Origin of the sequence: Micromonospora sp. NPDC007230, from assembly GCF_042869115.1 — a bacterium.
In the GTDB taxonomy this organism is placed as follows: domain Bacteria; phylum Actinomycetota; class Actinomycetes; order Mycobacteriales; family Micromonosporaceae; genus Micromonospora.
The window spans coordinates 1-16,119 of sequence record NZ_JBIAFE010000051.1; the positions used below are offsets into that span (position 1 = coordinate 1).

The following is a 16,119-nucleotide window of genomic DNA, read 5'->3' on the forward strand; positions in this document are numbered from 1 at the left end:
GTCCGTCCATAGTAGACCTAACCTATCGAACCGGGCGACCGTCGACCAGCCTGCGGGCCGGTGAAGGGCCAAGGTGCGAGCTATCTCGGTGGTTCAGGCCGCGTTCATCCAGCGCCAGACGCCTTCGGTGGGGTTGAGGTCCGGAGCGTAGGCGGGTAACCGGATCACGGTCAGCCACGGCCGGGCGGCGGCCAGGGCGTGCATGCGGTGGCTGACGTGGGTGTTCAGGTTGTCCCAGATCAGCACTATCGGCGCCCGCCGGCGTCCTCATGTTCCTGCCCGGCGCGAGCCTCATGGCTGACCGTGGCAGCGCTCCGTGGAACTCACGGGGACACGTTCGATCAATGGGCGGTGTGGGGTGGTGCGAGCAAGTCGGCGTGCACCGGGGCCGGTGGGTCATTCGCAACGGTCTTCGGCGCCTCGACCGTACGGCTCGCAGCATTCGGCGCGGTGCCGGTAGACCCGTAGATCGCGGCCGTTCCGGTGGCCGTACGCGGTGGTGATCTCGTACAGGCAGGCCTGCCACACGACGGTTTCCCCGCGGCCGGGCACCACCTGGCCGTCACCGGGCCCGCCGCGTAGCAGCACGTCCACGCTCCGACGGTACGTGCTTGACGAAGGCGGGGCGCGGCGTACGAGACTCTGTCGTCGGCCCCGGATGGGCGCGTGGGAGGGCGCGGTCCCCGCAACTGTTCGCTGCGGGGCCGGTCGTCGGTGGCCTGCGGCCGGGGCTGCTCCACCTGCACGCGGCCGTGATCAGCAGCCGAGCGGTGACCTCGCCGACCGGATCAGGTTCGCCTTCGGCGCCCGTCGCTCGCCAGCCCAGGATCGCGTGCAGTGGAGGACTTTCGCCGTGGAAAACGCCCTGATCATGCCCGAATGTGCTAACACCTCTGGGACCAGGCGAATTGTGCGTAGGTCGAACGGGTTCCAAGAGCGAGCGCTGCCTGGACCCCGTCCGGAAGCCCGAGCGCTGGCACCTTCACGAGGTGGCCGCGGTGGTAGGTAGCCCGATCAGTCCGCGCAGATTGATCCGACGTGCTTTGAACAGGGGGAGCGCTTCGCTGGATGGTCCGGCGGTAGCGCTGCTGTGACCACTGCGGCATTCGTTGTCGCGGATCTCCGCCCGAGGCGAGCCGGTTCCCTCCCACGATGACGTGGGGGGCGGTGATGAGCGGGGCTCATGGGCGGGGCTGGAGGTGAGTTCCGGCCGGGCGCGGGTGGGTGCGGCGGCGGAGCCGGTGCTGCGTCGGCCGGTTGCGCCGATGCTCGCGGCGCCGGTTGATGCGGTGCCGGAGGGCCGGGATCTGGTGCATGAGCCGAAGTGGGATGGGTGGCGAGCGATCGCTTTCCGCGGGGCGGACGGGGTGTATGTGCAGTCGCGGGCCGGCCGGAACCTGACGACCTACTTCCCGGACATCACTCGGGCAGTGCGGGCGGCCGTCCCGCCGGGTGTGGTGCTCGACGGTGAGCTGATCGTCTGGGAGCGCGGCCGGACCAACTTCGCGCAGTTGCAGCGGCGGGTCACCGCCGGTCGCGCTGTGCTGCGTGTGGCGCGCGAGTGCCCTGCCCATTACGTGTTGTTCGATCTGCTCGCCGAGGTCGGCGGTCGGGTGATCCTGGACCTGCCGCTGGCGCAGCGGCGGGCCCGGCTGGAGCGGCTGCTCGCCGGCGCTCCGGCGCAGCTCACGGTGACTCCGCAGACGGCCGATATGCGGGAGGTGTCGGATTGGTTGTTGAACTGGACCGTCGCCGTGGGGATTGAGGGCGTGGTCAGCAAGCGCCTGGATGGTCGGTACGAGCTCGGCCGCCGTGGCTGGTCGAAGTTCCGTACCCGCATCGTCACGGAGGCCATCGTCGGCGGGGTTACTGGCAGCATCAGCACACCGGAGACCCTGCTGCTCGGCCGATTCGACCGGCGGGGACGGCTGCGGTACACCGGCCGCTCCCACCCGCTGACCACCGATCAGCGGGCGGCGCTGGCCGAGCAGCTCTCGCCGCCACGCATGCCGCGCCGCGGCGCGGTCGCACACCCGTGGCCGAATCCACTGCCGGCGTCCTGGTCCGGCCAGTTGGACCGGCCAGAGCCGCTGCCGTACGTGCAGGTGGAGCCCAGCGTGGTGGCGGAGATCGACGCCGACGTGGCGTTCGAACACGGACGCTGGCGCCACCGCGTGCGCTACGCGCGGGCCCGGACGGACCTGTCGGTCTATGACGTGCCGCTGCTGCTCGGCGAGGAGCAGGGCTACTTCGGCGACCCGGGGTGACTGTCCATGGGTCTGCAGTGAGTGGCTTCTCATAGATGTTCCGTCCGGGACACGAAGCCATGGGGACTCTCAGGCACGAAAAGGGTCGCGCGCCTCGTAACCCGATCGGGAGGACTAGCGTCCCATTCAAAGGCGGGAGTTGTGGGCGCCCGAGGAGGCAGTGGTATCGCCGGCCGCCGGTGCGGGAGATAGCCGGGTCGCGGGTCGCCGTAGGACCGCCCGCCGACCCGGGCGATCAACGACTCGGTCGGCGTAAGGCCGAGTTCGGCGTGCAACATCGTCGCGTACCGGTCGAACTGCCGGTGAGCCTGTGCGGCGTTGCCTTCGGCAAGGTAGACGTCGATCAACGCTCGGTGAGCGGACTCGCGCAGCGGCTCGGCGGCGATCACCAGGAAGGCGACGTCGATCGCCTCCGGGTATCGGCGAAGCGTGCACAGGCGGCGTGCGAGCGCCTCCAGGGCGTGCAGCTGGAGCTGGCGGAGCCGTTCCCGTTCCATGACCAGCCAATGCTCGTCCCAGTCCGGCAGTAGCTCCGCGATCAGGGCGGCAACCTGGGCGTCGGCCGGCCGCAGGTCAGGATCGTCGGACAGCAGCCGCAGCGCCTGGCCGCGGCTGTGGTTGACGTCGACGTCTACCAGGTCGTGTAGGCGCAACCGGTCGCGCTCGACCTGGATCAACTGGGGGTGGCACTGGCGGATCCGCCACAGTGCAGTGCGAAGGCTCGCGTACGCACGGTCGGTCGACACATCGGACCAGAGCCGCTCGGCCAGTTGATTGCGCGCGCTGTTCGGTCGATTCTTGCAGTCCAGCGCGAGGTATGCGAGCACCCGGCAGGCCTGTATCGGCAGGGCGACGGGGGCGCCCGCAACCCGCAGGTCGAAGCCGCCGAGCAGTGACACGCAGGCCGAGGAACGAGATTCCGTGGCGGGTTCTTTGCGGTGGATCACCGGCATTGAGGGCCTCCTCAACAGGTGCCCGAACCTACGAAACATGCTCGTCCCGCGTTCATGGCGGGAGCAAGGAAATGTAACGAGCACGACGGACCACTCGCCCATCAGTGCTGATTGGTGGCCTTTTGCCCAGTGCCCGCCGGGCACCCGAACGCCGACGGATACGCGGCGTTGACGCTCCGGCATACGCCGGCCGGGCACGCTCGTCCCCGTTGCTGAGAGTCAGGGGGGCCGGAATGAGCGTGCTGGGCGGAACGTACGCCGGGACCGCCGATGCGGTCGGGCACTACTCGCCTTTCGCGGGCGTCCATACGGTCGCTGCGGCCCACCCGGAGGCGGCGCCGGCGGACGTGGGCTTGCTGGAGTCGCCCTTCGGCGCCGGGTTGACCGGCGAGCTGCGCGACCGCACGGAGGAGACGGCGGCGGAGCTGCTGGAGACGTTGCGGGACGAGGACTTCGCCGAGGCGCTGGAGCAGCTCGTCGACGAGGCGGCGGCACGGCACGTGGCGCAACAGGCGGCGTGGTCCGCCGCGCCGCCGGAGGCGGAGTCGTGGACTGCGTTGGAGGAGTGGCTCGAGCCATTGGCGGAGGCCTCCGAGCGGGCCATCGACGGTCTCGCGGACAGCGTGCGCAGCACCGACGTCCACGCGATGAGCGGTGGCGACTTGGAGTCCTTCCTCGCCTCGGCCGGCGAGGCGGCATCGCTCGGGTCGGAGGGGTTCGACCAGTTCCTCGGCGGCCTGCTGCAGAAGGCGAAACAGGTGGTCAAGGGTGCGGTCAACCTGGCGAAGAAGGGTGTCGCCGCCGTCGGGCGGATCCTGCCGATCGGGCCGCTGCTCGACAAGCTGAAGGCTCTGGTCCGGCCGCTGTTGCAGCGGGTGCTCGGGGCCGCCCTGAACAAGCTGCCGCCGTCGGTTCAATCGATCGCGAAGGCGCTCGCCGGGAAGCTGGGGCTGGGGGAGCGCGAAACGGCGTCCGGCGCCGATCCGGTCAGCGGGCTGTCCGAGGAGTTGGACCTGCAGCTCGCCAGCCTGCTGCTCGCACCGGACACGTTCGACGAGATGGTCGAGACGGCCGAGTGGGAGACCGGGCCCGACGGCGGGGGCAGGGATCGGCTCGCTGACCTCGACGGGGCCCGGACGCGCCTGGCGCGGCAGCTCACCGACCTGCCGGCCGGCACTCGACCGTCCGCCGAGATCGAACAGTTCATCCCCGCGGTGCTGGCGGTCCAGCCGCTGATCAAACTTGGCATCTCCATCATCGGGCGGGACAAGGTCGTCCGCTTTATCGCCGACCGAGTCGCCGACCTGATCAAAGGGATCATCGGTGCAGACGCGGCGCGGGCGATCTCGCAGCCGATCGTCGACGTGGGCCTGCGGATGCTGGGCTTCGAGGTCGCGCCCGACCAGGAGCAGGCGCTGGCCGGTGAGGCCCTCGCGTCGACTGTCGAGGGCACCGTCCTGCGGTTGCTCGAACTGCCCCCCGCCGCCTTCGAGGACCAGCTTCAGCTCGACGGCGCGTTGCAGCAGGCGTTCGCCGAGGCGGCTGCAGCGTACCTGCCCGACCGGCTGCTGCGTGCGGACCTGCCCGAGCGGGAGACCGCGGGCGAAGGCGGCGTGTGGGTGCTGATGCCGAGGGCGGCGCGACCCCGCTTCCGGTTCCGGCGGTACACCCGAACCTTCCTGGTGCCGGTCAGTCGCCAGCTCGCCCGCTGCGTGCCGTGGTCGGACGGCGGCACCCTGGAGACCCACCTGCTCGACCGGGGCGTCGAGCGCTGGCCAGTGCAGGCCGAGGTACATCTCTACGAGGCGCTACCGGGCACTCATCTCGGCCATTTCACCCAGGACGAGGCCGCCGGCGCGCGGTCGCCGGACAGCGGCGAGTACGAGTACCTCACCCCCGAGATCGCCGGACTGCTGGTCGGCGAGCCGGCGCTCGGCCGGGCGCGATCGGCAAGCGGAACGGAGGCGGGCCGGCCGCGACCGCAGGCGGGCGACCGATTCTTCCGGGTCCGGGTGCCCGGGATGCCGCCCCGGTCGCGGCGGTACCGGCGGATGCTCGTCCGCCTCGACGCCTCCGGGCAGCTGCGCGTCCTGCTACGCCTGTCCGAGCGGCAGGCACAGCAGATCCTCACCCGGCTGGCCGGGGCGGCCTCGACCGGACAGCGTGACCTGCCGTCGGTCCTGCTCGCCCTGCAGGGTCAGTACCGCCGGACACTGCCCGCCGTGCTGGCCGCCCGGCTGCTCAAGCGGTCGCTGATCGCCGATCCGGGCCAAGCCCGCGTCGCGGCTGACCGGGTGGTCGCCGCGCTCACCGCCGGGCTGTCGAACTTCCTGAACAAGAACGCCGCGCAGCTGGCGTCAGCGGTGAGCGACCCGGCCGACGGCGTGACGATCACCCTCACGGTCACCGGGCTCTCCCGGCAGACCCTGGCCGCGGACCTTCCGCCAGCGCACGTCGGCGTGCAGCCCGGGAGGCAGGGTCGTGGCTGACGGTGCCCTGGTGGTGGACCCGCAGGTGGGTCCGGCCACCGCCGAGGATCGCGCCACGCTCGCCGTGGAGTTGCGACACTGGCGGCGCGCGGCCGCCGCACTCGCCGAGCTCGACACCGTCGCCGCCCCCGCCGCATGGGGGGCGCTGGAGTCGTACCTCGGGCTCGGGGTGCGGGGCAGCCTGCGGGCGGTCGCGGCGCGTGTCACCGCCCAGGCCGACCAGTTGGTAGCGAGTCTCGCCGCCGCCACCGACCCCGCCGACCTCGACCGGGTGCGGGCTGCCCTGCTGCGGCTGCGGCGTGACTACCTCCGGGCGGAGACGGTCATCGACTTCTTCGGCGACGCCGTGAACACCCGCACCAACCCGCGGATCGCCGGGATCCTGCGCGGGCTCGACGCGCTCGCCGTCGACAGCATGGAACGGGGCCTCCGCCCGGTCGGTATCGACGTCCCGCCCGTGCTGACCTATCTGGACAAGGGGATCGGTGCGTCGATCCTGCGGGCCGGTGCCCGGCTGTGGGACGCCTCCCTCTCACCCGTGGCAGCCGTCAAGATCACCCGCCACAACCTGTGGCGACCGACGTCCCTCATGCACGAGACCGGCCATCAGGTCGCTCACCTGACCGGCTGGACGGCCGAGCTCGGCGCAGCCCTGCACGACACACTCGCGCCGTTCTCCGCGCTGGCTGCGGAGACCTGGCGGGGCTGGGCCGGCGAGGTGGCGGCCGACGTGTACGCGTTCGCGCTGCTCGGCTACGCACCCGTACCCTCGCTCGCCACGGTCGTCGACGGCGAGACCCGCGCGGTGTTCCGGATGCCGTTCGGTGATCCGCATCCGTTTGCCTGGCTGCGCGTGCTCTTCAACGTCGCGCTGTGCCGGTCGTGGTTCGGGCCCGGCCCGTGGGACGCTCTGGGAGCGGCGTGGTTGGCGCGCCACCCGGTGGAGCGGGCGCCGCACGACGCCGCCGCGGTCGCCGCCGCCACCCTGCCCCGCCTGCCCGCGCTGGTGGACGCCTGCACCCGGACGGCGATGCGTGCCTTCGGCGGCGTGCCGCTCGCGACGGTTCTCGATCCGCGGCGGGTGGCGCCCGCCGAGCTGGAACGGCTGGCGCAGCGCGCCGGCCCGTCGCTCTACACCTCGCGCTACCTGCAGCGGATCGAGCCGATGCGGGTTCTCGGCTGGATCGTCCTGCGCGGCGTCACCGCCGGCACACCCGGCACCGACGTGGAGAACTGGCTACGCCGGATTGGCAGCGAGCAGGCGCCAGCCGCATAAAAACAGGGGGACGACCATGACCACCAATCAGAACAACCAACTGGCGGAGATTCTCACAAAGATCGCCAAGATCGAGGAGCGGCAGGCCGAAGCGCTCGCCGCGCTGGTGTCAGACCGGGAGCGCCCACCGCTGGGGGGCATGGGCATCGGGCAGGCCGGCATCGAGCTGCGCTTCCGGGCGCTGCGCAACGCCCTCGGCAACATGGGCCGCCGGGGTGAGACGGACCTGGCGTTGCGGCAGGTGCAGCTGCATCCCGACGACACCCCGCGGCTGGTCTTCGTCGACGGGCTGCCGTTCGGTACCGAGCACATCACCCTGTTCCTGGCCGACGGCAAGCAACGAGCGGTGGCAGCGTCCGAGCTGACGGGTCAGCCACCCCAACTGCTCAAGCCGGGAGAGGTCCGCACCATCCAGTTCGACGACGAAGGGCACCGGCCACTCGCCTTCGCCCTCGTCCGTCGCGTGCCCGCTGCGGGCGCCGGGCCCATCAAGTAAAGCGAAAGGTCATCGACATGTTCCGCACGTTGGCCCAGTTGATCAGTGATCCGACCCTGAAGGGCGGGCTGGCCCCGGACCCGGCCACCACGTTCGCGATTCATCCGATACAGCTCAGCCGCTGGCTGGAGGAGATCTGGGCCGGCGGCGGCGTCGCGTCCTGGCCCCAGGCATCCGCGACGCCCAAGGCCCTCGGGGACCCAGCCGTCATCGACCGTCTCAAGCTGCCCGACAACCTCCGTGACGTCGGTCTGCGATCGGGTGTGCGGCCGACGTCGCCCGCAACCACCCAGCCCGCCTTCGCGGGGCCTCCGGCGCTCGGGGTCGACCTTGGACCGTTGCCCTGGGAACACATGATCTACCCGTACCTGGTCGAGAGCACCGGCATCCTCCAGATCATGGCGGAGGTCGTTCGGCGGTACGTCGTCGGCGAGACCTTGCCGACTCCCTCCGTAGCGACCGTGGCCTGGGTGCGGGCCACCGAGGAACTCTTCTTCCGTGACCCGCCGCTGTTCCACGTCGGCGGGCTCACCAGCCAGCTCCGACCGGACGCCGAGGTGAACCGGCGCAACGCGTACTGGCGGATGTTCGGCTGCGACCTGCCGCACCCGCCACGTGGCCCGATCCAGGGACAGCCCTGGAAGCAGGACACCGGACCGGGCGCCAACCTGCGCTTCATCGAGTTGTGGACCGACCTGCTGCGCCAGGTATGGGTCGGCATCGAGAACGATCGCAACCAGGTCGGGGCCAATCCCACGGACCCGAACTACGTCGGCTACCTCTGCCAGACGATCGGCGAGCTGCTGCGTCTGCGGCGGCGCGGCGGGCTCCTGGCGCGCGAGGAGTTCGCCTACGGCGCAATGCTGAGCTGGTTCCACCTGACGGTCGAGTTCGACACGGCGGTGGTGGAAGACTTGAGTGCCGGCGCCGGGGGCACCGGCGGCAATCCCGCCGACCGGTTGGCGGCGATCGGCACCCGAGTCGGCATCGTGCCGCCGCGGCACGCCCGTGAACTGTTCGAGCTGGCCGACCTACTGTCGCCGGTGCTGTGGTTCATCGAGCTCGACCAGTTCAGCGCCCCAGCGAACGCCGAACTGCTCTACCGCTCGTTCGGCACGCCGAACCCGCCCATCCGGGCGACGATGAACCGGATCATCGACCTGTGGCAGTCGGCCACGGGGGACCGGATCAAGGACCTGGCGGTCACGACGAGTCGTGCCGCAGGTGGAGCGCCCCAGGCACAGCCAACCCGGCTCCCGACGCCCACCTCCTCCACGCCACGGTTCAATCCGGCGCCCCCTGCACCGCTTGGCCCAAACGCGAACGGCGCGAGCGCCGCGCACCGGCCGTGATCGGAGGCGGAGATGGACACGGCGGCGGAATCGACGGTGTTCGCCCCCCTCGTGGAGCCCCCAGAGGGCGAGCACGCCGGCCGGTGGCCGCTGCGAAACGACGTGTTCGCCCGCATTGACGAGCGGGAGGAGTACGCGTCCGCGGAGCCGGAGTCGGCCGGCCACAGCCCGACGGTGGAGCCGGTCTCCGAACTCGAATCGGAGGATCACGCTCTGGAGCCGGACCTGGCCGACCTCACGCCCGAGCCGGTGGACTACCGCCCCGAGCCGGAGTTGGCCGACTACCGCCCCGAGCCGGAGTTGGCCGACTACGGCCCCGAGCCGGAGTTGGCGGACATCGCGGCTGAGCAGACTGGTCCCTTCACCGAGGACACCCCGGCCGAGGAGTCGACCCCCACGGTCCAGGTGCTCCCCGGACGCCTCGTGGTGCAGCGGCACCCGATGCTCGCCGCGCACGTCGGCAAACCGCCCGACCTGATCGTGAAGTGGAACGCGATGACCGAGCCGTCGACCGTCGACGTGGTGGTCCACCTGCACGGGTACTCGAGCCGAGGCCGCGCGATGAACCTGGTTCGCGACAAGGAACCGATCAGCGGCCTCGACTTCCAGGATCCCGCTGGTTCGGGCTCACCAGGACGAACGTCGCCTACTGTCATGGTGCTGCCGCGCGGCCACTACTTCGGCGGGCGCTCCGGCACGGGCTACTCCTTCCCCGCGCTGACGAGGCCGGGCGCGATCCAGGCCCTCATTAACGACGCTCTCGCCCGCTTCACGGCGGAGACCGGTGCCAGCGTGACGACGGGGCGCCTCATCCTGACGGCACACTCCGGCGGTGGCGCTCCGCTGATGGCGATCCTGAAGCACACCGACCCGGATGAGGTCGTCACCTTCGATGCGCTTTACACCAATTCCGCGCCACTGATCGAGTGGGCCCGGCGGCGCATCGCGCGCGGCGCCGGGTCGTTGCGCGTCATCTACCGCGGAGGCGAAGGCACCGCCGCGCACAGCGAACAGGTGTACCGCGCGATCCGCGGATCGGCGTCGGACACGTTCCGGGTGGAGCGCACCCGCGTCGGGCACAACGACATCCCGCAGCGGTACGGCTGGCGCCTGCTCGCCGACCCCGCCGCGCGACTGCCGGACACGTCCGCTCCCCGCACCCAGAACGAAGCAGAGGACGAGGAGTACTTCGGCTCGACGGGGTGGCGCTTCGAAGACGTCGAGGGTGAGCAGGACGAACTCCTCTTCGAGGAACGCTACGGCGGCGCCGACGAGGGTCCGACGGCCGACGTCATGCCCTCGGACGAGGAGTCCGGCGAGGTCGAGACGGAGGAGTGGCAACGGGACCGGGAAGTCGCCGGCGAGTTCTGGCCGGGGCAGCACGAGGCGTTCCCGTCCGGCCTGGTACTCACGACCGTGTCCGGTCCCACCGGGCCCGACGAGGAGCACTGGGACCCGAACGGCGCCAGTCTGCCACTGTATGACACCGGCCCTGCCGTACGGGCGCAGCGGCTGTCGGCGAACTTCACCGTCGGCGAACTCGTCAGCAGCGGCGGGCGAACCGCAGACAAGGCCAGAATCTCGGCGGAACTCGTCCGCTGCCTGCAGGCCATCCGCGACCGCGTCGGCAAGCCGGTACGCATCACCTCCGGATACCGCTCCTGGGCGCACAACGTCGAGGTGTACCGCGGACGCGGCCAGAAACCCACCCACAGCCGGCACTGCAGCGGCCAGGCCGCAGACATCAGCATCGCCGACATGACCGGCATGGAGATCGCCAAGGCAGCGATCGACGCCTGCGGTGACCGGATCGGCGTCGGCATCGGCGGATCCTTCGCCCACATCGACGTGCGGGGACGCTGGACCCGGTGGACGTACCTGAGCAAGGACGCGGACCGACGGGCGCTCGCCGAAATCGACGCCTACCGGACAGCGCGAGCCAGGCAGACCCGTCCCACGCCGACCCCGAGCCCGCCGACGCCACCGACTCCCGCGACACCCACCACCAGGACCCCCGAGCGTACCGCCGGCCGGGTCACGCTGGGCAAGTTCAGCAAGTGTGCCAAGGGGGAACAGCTCGGTGCGCGCGCGATCGCTGACCAGTGGCGACAGCTGACGGGGCGCAAGGCCGGCACCTTCAACTGTCGGCTGATGGCGTCCGGTAAACCCTCCCTGCACGGCGAAGGCAGGTCGGCCGACCTCTACGCCCGGGCCGGCGATCCAGGCCAACGGGCGCAGGCCGACGCGTACGTGGCATGGCTCGTCGCCAACGCCGTCGAACTACAGGTCGCGGTAATCATCTGGAACGGGAGGATCTGGTACTGGGGACAGCGAGCCGAGGGCTGGCGACCGTACCCCGGCCAGAACAAGCACACCGACCACATTCACGTCGATCTCAGCTGGGAGGGTGCGCTGCACCCCAGCACCCTCTTCGCCGGCCCGGTACCGGGACTGAACGGAACACCGGCGCCGGCCCCGGCCAGCGGGTCGCACGTCGCGACCTTCGTACGGGAGCACCTGCCGCGCGCCAAACGCAGCCAGGACGAGACTGGCGTCCCGTGGTTGGTCACGCTCGGCCAGGCCGCCCTCGAGTCCGGGTGGGGAAGACACGCACCGCGGAACAACTTTTTCGGCATCAAGGCCAAGGCGAGCGATCCGGAATCGACCCGGCAACTCCTTCGTACGAAAGAGGTGCTCCGCCACCCCAACGCCGTCTTCCCCGAGATCATCTCGGTGACACCCCGGCCCGACGGGAGGTACGACTACGTCGTCAAGGACTGGTTCCGCGCATACCCCTCGCCAGCCGAGGCGTTCTCCGCGCACGGCGCGTTCCTCCGGCGCAACAAGCGCTATGCGCCAGCGTTTGGTCACGTCGGCGACCCCTACGCGTTCGCCCGGGCAGTCGCCGCCGCTGGCTACGCCACCGATCCGTCCTACGCATCGGTGCTGACAAGCGTGATGCGAACGATCGAGAAAGAGGTGGAGAGGGGAGTGCGGTGACCATCCGATCGCAGCGCGGCTGAGGTGAGGTTGTACAGCACGCCCGCTGGCGGGAGCCGCTCGGCCGCTGCTCACCTGGCTGCCCACCGCCCGGCCGACGCCTTGAGGCCGGGCGGTGGGACGCGTTGACGGAGCGGGGTCTACCGGCGATTGCTCAGTGGGTCATTGGCGTACGTGCAGCCGCAGCACCTCGCCCTGCCCGACCATGGTGCCCTTGTTGGAGATGTAGATGGTGCCGTCCGGGGCGACCGCCAGGCCGGTGGGCGTGATGAGGCCGGCCCGGGCGAGTTCGGTGCGCGATCCGTCGCGCTCCACCCGGATCAGCGCGCCGGTCGGGTCGCCGCTGACCAGGCCGTTGGCGGTGATCTCAAGGACGAGCAGCCTGCCCTTGTGGTCGAAGGCGATGTCGGCGATGTTGGTGAAGCCTTCGGCGTAGACGGTGGGGGCCTGGCCGGGCGCGACGCGCCATACCTTGGCCCCGCCGACGGGGAACGGGAATCCGGTCAGCTGGCCGACGTAGAGCGCGCTGCCCGGACCCGTCGTCACCGTGGTCGGCACGAACTGCATCGGGATGTTCGGTCCGCCGAACGGGCTCGGCGTCGGGGTGGTCGGGAACACGGCGAGCGGGGAGATGCGGCCCCTGCGGTCGAGACGCAGCAGGGTGTTGCCGCCCGCGTCGGTCGCCACGGCTCCATCCCGGTACGACACGAGGCCGTACGGGTTGCTGTCGGGCCCGGTGCCGGGCTGGTCGCTGTCTGGGTTGTTCGCCGCCTCCCAACCGGCCAGGTCGGCGAAGGAGTTCGCGCCCGACGGCCCGAGCCGCACGGTCTGGCCGACGAGTGCCCCGGCGGTACCCAGCTGAGCCCGGCGCTGCGGGTCCGTGCCGAGGCCGATGGTGACCAGCGGCCCGGCTGGGGTCAGCGCGATGTCGTGTGGTCCGAGGACCTCGGACTGGGTCGGCGTGCCCAGTGACGGAAGCCCGGTGGCCACCCGCTTCTGCTGGTGTCCCCGGACCGCGGTGATCGCGCCCGTGGCTCCCAGGCAGAACACCTGGTCCTGGCCGCCGACGAGGCATGGCGCCTGGCCACCTCTGCCGGCTTCGGCGACGAGCACGACACCCTCGGGCGTCACGGCAAGGCCCCGCGGATTGTCGAGCCCGGTGGCGATCACAGTCATGCCCTCGGCGCGGGTCTTGCTGGTGGCCGCCGTCGCCGCGGCGGGTGTCGACGCGACGACGAGGCCGGCGACTGCGACGGCAACGCCGGCAGACAGGAGCTTGAGCCTCACCATTGGGTCTCCTTCCTCGTGTTTTCGAATCATGCCGTGCACAACGGTCACAACTTCCGCGACGCTAACCGGGTTCCGGGCCCTGATCGGCGACGCTGTCGGGTGTACGACCGCCGAGGCCAGGACAAGATGCCAAGCCGGGTTTCCGCAGGGCGAGCGGCGTCAGGGCAGGCACACCGAGGTGGACAACTTGATTTCGTTACGCGCAGGTCACATGCATTCGTTGTGCCTGATCTGCGCCCGAGGCCCGATCCCGCTGCCTCACGATGTCGGGGGAGGGACAGGACATGAGCGGCGCTCGCGGTCGGGGCCGATGGGGTCGGAGGGGTGAGCCCGGCCTGGCGGTGGGAGACGTCGCCGGATGGGCTGGTGCTGCGTCGGCCTGTCGCCCCGATGCTCGCCGCGCCCGTCAATTCCGTGCCCGAGGGTCCGAACCTGGCCTATGAAGCGAAGTGGGATGGCTGGCCGGCGCTGGCCTTTCGCAGAGCCTCCGACGTCTACTTGTAGTCCGTCGTGGATGCCCCGAGCAGTACCGGGCGGAGCGTGCCGGCCGCATCGACGAGCACGACCTGCCGCCGGGGTTCGTCGTTCGGCTCGCGGCGCAGGGTCGCGGGTGATCGCGACCAGGTCTCGCCTCGGGTGGGGCGCCGCCTGGGCGATGTCCGCGATGTCGTGTGGCCCGGTGCGCCGAAACGAGCGGTGGAGGTCGGACACCCACGCCTCGACGGCGGACCACCCCGGTACATCGAAGGTGGTCACGCTGATCGCCCTGGCAGATCCCTGGCGTTTTGCAAATCGATTGGCTACCGTGCCGATCGGACCCTCACACAAGGAGAAGCATGGACAGTGGGCGCACCCGTCAGGCCCTGGTCGTCCGGGGTGGCTGGGAGGGGCACAGCCCGGTCGCGGCGACCGAAAGGTTCATCCCCTTCCTCGAGGAGCACGGCTACGCCGTCGAGGTGCACGAGAGCCCCGAGGTGTACGCCGACGGCGAGAAGCTCGCCGCGACCGATCTCGTCGTGCAGTGCTACACCCAGGGCATCGCCACCGACGAACAGGTACTCGGGCTGTCCGCCGCGGTCGCGGGCGGCACCGGTCTCGCCGGCTGGCACGGTGGCGTCTGTGACTCCTTTCGCGGCTCGCCCGACTACCTACACCTCACGGGCGGGCAGTGGGCCGCGCATCCCGGCGGCTTCGTCGAGTACGAGGTGGCCGTCGTGCCGGAGCGGCGTGGGCATCAGATCGTCGAGGGCCTGGACCGCTGGGCGCTGAACACCGAGCAGTACTGGGTGCTCACCGACGAGCTGAACGACGTGCTCGCCACGACCACGTTCGGCGTGCGTGACGACACGCCGTGGCGGAAGGAGCTGACCTGCCCCGCGGTCTGGACCCGCCAATGGGGGAAGGGCAGAGTCTTCGTCTCGACGATCGGCCACAAGCTGGACGACCTCGACCACCCAGATGTGCGGACGCTGACCGAGAGAGGTCTGCTGTGGGCGAGCCGCTGACCCGGGAACCGATTCGGATCATCCTCGACACGGACCTGGCCATGGGGGCACCGGGGTCGGACATCGACGACGGCTTCGCGCTCGCGCTGGCCCTGGCCGACCCCGGTCTCCGCGTCGAACTGGTCGCGACGGTCGGTGGCAACAGCGACGTCGTGACCTCGACCCGGCTGACTCGTGAGCTGCTCGAGGTGCTCGGCCGCGGCGACGTGCCCGTGGTGCAGGGTGCCCCAGCCGATGTCGTCGCCGCCGAGGAGATCGCGGGTCGGGTGCTCGCCGAGCCAGGGCAGTTGACCATCGTCGCGATCGGACCGCTGACCAATGTCGCACGCGCGCTCGCGACCGCGCCGGGGGTCGCTGGCGCGGTCCGCGAGGTCGTCGTCATGGGTGGGGTGTTCCTCGAGCAGACGAACGTCGCGGCGATGCCGGGCGAGTACAACTTCTGGTGCGACCCGGAGGCCGCCCAGGCGGTCTGCGAGAGCGGCGCGCGCCTGCGGTTCGTCGGACTCGACGTGACCCGTCAGGTGCGGCTGAGCCGTGCGGACGCCCGAGCCCTGGCATCCGAAGGGGAGTTCGGCCGGATCGCCGCGCGCCACACCGAGGCCTGGATCGACTTCCAGGAGCGGGTCAAGCCGCGAGAGGCGATCGAGCAGGGCAGCTGTGCGCTGCACGACCCGCTCGCCGTCGCGGTGGTCACCCGTCCGGATCTGGTCACCTGGACCGAGGCGCACGTCGCCGTGGAAACGGCCGGCCGGGTCACCCGCGGGGTGGCGGTGGCCGACCTCCTGATGTGGGAGAACCCACCCGAGCCCAACTGCCGGATCGCGACAGCGGTGGACGCGCCTGCCTTCCGAGAGCTGTTCCTCGAGCGGATGGCGGCTCTGCCGTGAGCGTCTCTGATCAGCTCAGTGATCCTGAGTCGGATTGAGTTTCCGGGATCGTTTCCCACCGTGGCGGGGAGGCGTGGGCGTGCAGGTGGAATCCCGCGCCCAGGGCGGCTCCTCGTGGCTGGTGGCCGGTGGTGGGTGTTGTGCTGGTGGTGTTCACGCCCTGGTGCCGGTGGGCTGCGTGGGGCAGCTTCCGGTCCGTTGGTGCGTGTCCTTCCGGACGCTTGCCCACCTGACCGTGGGGCCGGGTGGGGGAGGGTGCCCTGCGTCGCCTGGGCGCGAGGCGTGGTGGCTTGCGTCGGGCGACCGTAGGCCTTCCACCTAGACGAGTAAGTCCTAACTCTGGTCAATGGTCGTAGGCGATCAGGGAGCGGGTGATGGGTTGGCCGGTGGTTCGGTTGTGCCAGATGGCGGCGGTCGGGGCCAGGAGGCGCTGGGCGATGCGGGTGCTGACGCCTTCGATGCTGCGGCCGCCGTGTAGTTCCAGGTCGAGTTGGCCTTTGAGGGTGTGGTGAATCGGCCTGGAGTTGCCGGAGGGCGTTGTTAGGCCGCAGCGGCCCTGTTGTGGTTTCGGGTTGAAGCGTAGTGCGCGGTCTCATATTCGACG

Annotated in this window: 12 protein-coding genes and 1 pseudogene; 8 read left to right on the top strand and 5 right to left on the bottom strand. The window is 70.6% G+C overall.

Features of this window, described 5'->3' with window-relative positions:
• Nucleotides 1-93: 93 nt before the first annotated feature.
• Together ACFYML_RS35830 and ACFYML_RS35835 are read right to left on the bottom strand one after the other, a co-directional pair.
• On the bottom strand, nt 94-246 hold the full coding sequence (locus ACFYML_RS35830; protein ID WP_387424876.1) for a transposase: 153 nt from the start codon (nt 244-246) through the stop codon (nt 94-96).
• A 150-nt stretch (nt 247-396) separates the two neighbouring features.
• Entirely contained in the window at nt 397-594 is a 198-nt protein-coding gene (locus ACFYML_RS35835) for a hypothetical protein (RefSeq protein WP_387424877.1), read from the bottom strand.
• 605 nt (nt 595-1,199) lie between these two features.
• Between ACFYML_RS35835 and ACFYML_RS35840 the strand changes: the two genes are divergently transcribed.
• Nucleotides 1,200-2,267, top strand: a complete 1,068-nt coding sequence (locus tag ACFYML_RS35840) for an ATP-dependent DNA ligase (RefSeq protein ID WP_387424878.1) — start codon at nt 1,200-1,202, stop codon at nt 2,265-2,267.
• A gap of 29 nt (nt 2,268-2,296) precedes the next feature.
• Here the strand turns inward: ACFYML_RS35840 and ACFYML_RS35845 are convergent, their stop codons facing one another.
• Nucleotides 2,297-3,220, bottom strand: a complete 924-nt coding sequence (locus ACFYML_RS35845) for a BTAD domain-containing putative transcriptional regulator (RefSeq protein WP_387424879.1) — start codon at nt 3,218-3,220, stop codon at nt 2,297-2,299.
• A gap of 233 nt (nt 3,221-3,453) precedes the next feature.
• Between ACFYML_RS35845 and ACFYML_RS35850 the strand changes: the two genes are divergently transcribed.
• Genes ACFYML_RS35850 through ACFYML_RS35870 form a run of 5 tightly spaced genes read left to right on the top strand, consistent with a single transcriptional unit; the run spans nt 3,454 to nt 11,833 of the window.
• Nucleotides 3,454-5,709, top strand: coding sequence for a hypothetical protein (locus ACFYML_RS35850; protein ID WP_387424880.1), 2,256 nt, complete (start codon nt 3,454-3,456; stop codon nt 5,707-5,709).
• A complete protein-coding gene (locus ACFYML_RS35855) occupies nt 5,702-6,985 on the top strand; it encodes a hypothetical protein (RefSeq protein WP_387424881.1) in 1,284 nt (427 codons plus the stop codon). The genes ACFYML_RS35850 and ACFYML_RS35855 overlap by 8 nt, the downstream gene beginning before the upstream one ends.
• Before the next feature lie 16 nt (nt 6,986-7,001).
• A complete protein-coding gene (locus ACFYML_RS35860; protein ID WP_387424882.1) occupies nt 7,002-7,481 on the top strand; it encodes a hypothetical protein in 480 nt (159 codons plus the stop codon).
• A gap of 17 nt (nt 7,482-7,498) precedes the next feature.
• Complete coding sequence (locus tag ACFYML_RS35865) at nt 7,499-8,833, top strand: hypothetical protein (protein ID WP_387424883.1); 1,335 nt, start codon at nt 7,499-7,501, stop codon at nt 8,831-8,833.
• Between the two features lie 36 nt (nt 8,834-8,869).
• Nucleotides 8,870-11,833: a glucosaminidase domain-containing protein gene (locus ACFYML_RS35870; protein ID WP_387424884.1), complete on the top strand. Its 2,964-nt coding sequence runs from the start codon at nt 8,870-8,872 to the stop codon at nt 11,831-11,833.
• Between the two features lie 162 nt (nt 11,834-11,995).
• Here ACFYML_RS35870 and ACFYML_RS35875 read toward each other — a convergent pair whose 3' ends face one another.
• The gene (locus ACFYML_RS35875) at nt 11,996-13,120 is read right to left on the bottom strand and encodes a ScyD/ScyE family protein (protein WP_387424885.1); all 1,125 of its coding nucleotides are present in this window, start codon (nt 13,118-13,120) and stop codon (nt 11,996-11,998) included.
• Nucleotides 13,121-13,959: 839 nt separating this feature from the next.
• Here ACFYML_RS35875 and ACFYML_RS35880 point away from each other — a divergent pair.
• Nucleotides 13,960-14,628 carry a ThuA domain-containing protein gene (locus tag ACFYML_RS35880; protein ID WP_387424886.1) on the top strand — a complete coding sequence of 223 codons (669 nt, stop codon included), beginning with the start codon at nt 13,960-13,962 and terminating at the stop codon, nt 14,626-14,628.
• Nucleotides 14,613-15,515, top strand: a complete 903-nt coding sequence (locus tag ACFYML_RS35885; RefSeq protein WP_387424887.1) for a nucleoside hydrolase — start codon at nt 14,613-14,615, stop codon at nt 15,513-15,515. Before ACFYML_RS35880 ends, ACFYML_RS35885 begins: the two co-directional genes overlap by 16 nt.
• A 343-nt stretch (nt 15,516-15,858) precedes the next feature.
• Here the strand turns inward: ACFYML_RS35885 and ACFYML_RS35890 are convergent.
• Nucleotides 15,859-16,029, bottom strand: a pseudogene (locus ACFYML_RS35890) (IS982 family transposase); the annotation flags it as partial.
• Between the last annotated feature and the right edge of the window lie 90 nt (nt 16,030-16,119).

Coding starts and splice junctions, on each gene's coding strand:
- ACFYML_RS35845 (WP_387424879.1), bottom strand. CDS start 3,220: ATGCCGGTGATCCACCGCAAAGAACCCGCCACGGAATCTCGTTCCTCG.
- ACFYML_RS35850 (WP_387424880.1), top strand. CDS start 3,454: ATGAGCGTGCTGGGCGGAACGTACGCCGGGACCGCCGATGCGGTCGGG.
- ACFYML_RS35860 (WP_387424882.1), top strand. CDS start 7,002: ATGACCACCAATCAGAACAACCAACTGGCGGAGATTCTCACAAAGATC.
- ACFYML_RS35865 (WP_387424883.1), top strand. CDS start 7,499: ATGTTCCGCACGTTGGCCCAGTTGATCAGTGATCCGACCCTGAAGGGC.
- ACFYML_RS35880 (WP_387424886.1), top strand. CDS start 13,960: ATGGACAGTGGGCGCACCCGTCAGGCCCTGGTCGTCCGGGGTGGCTGG.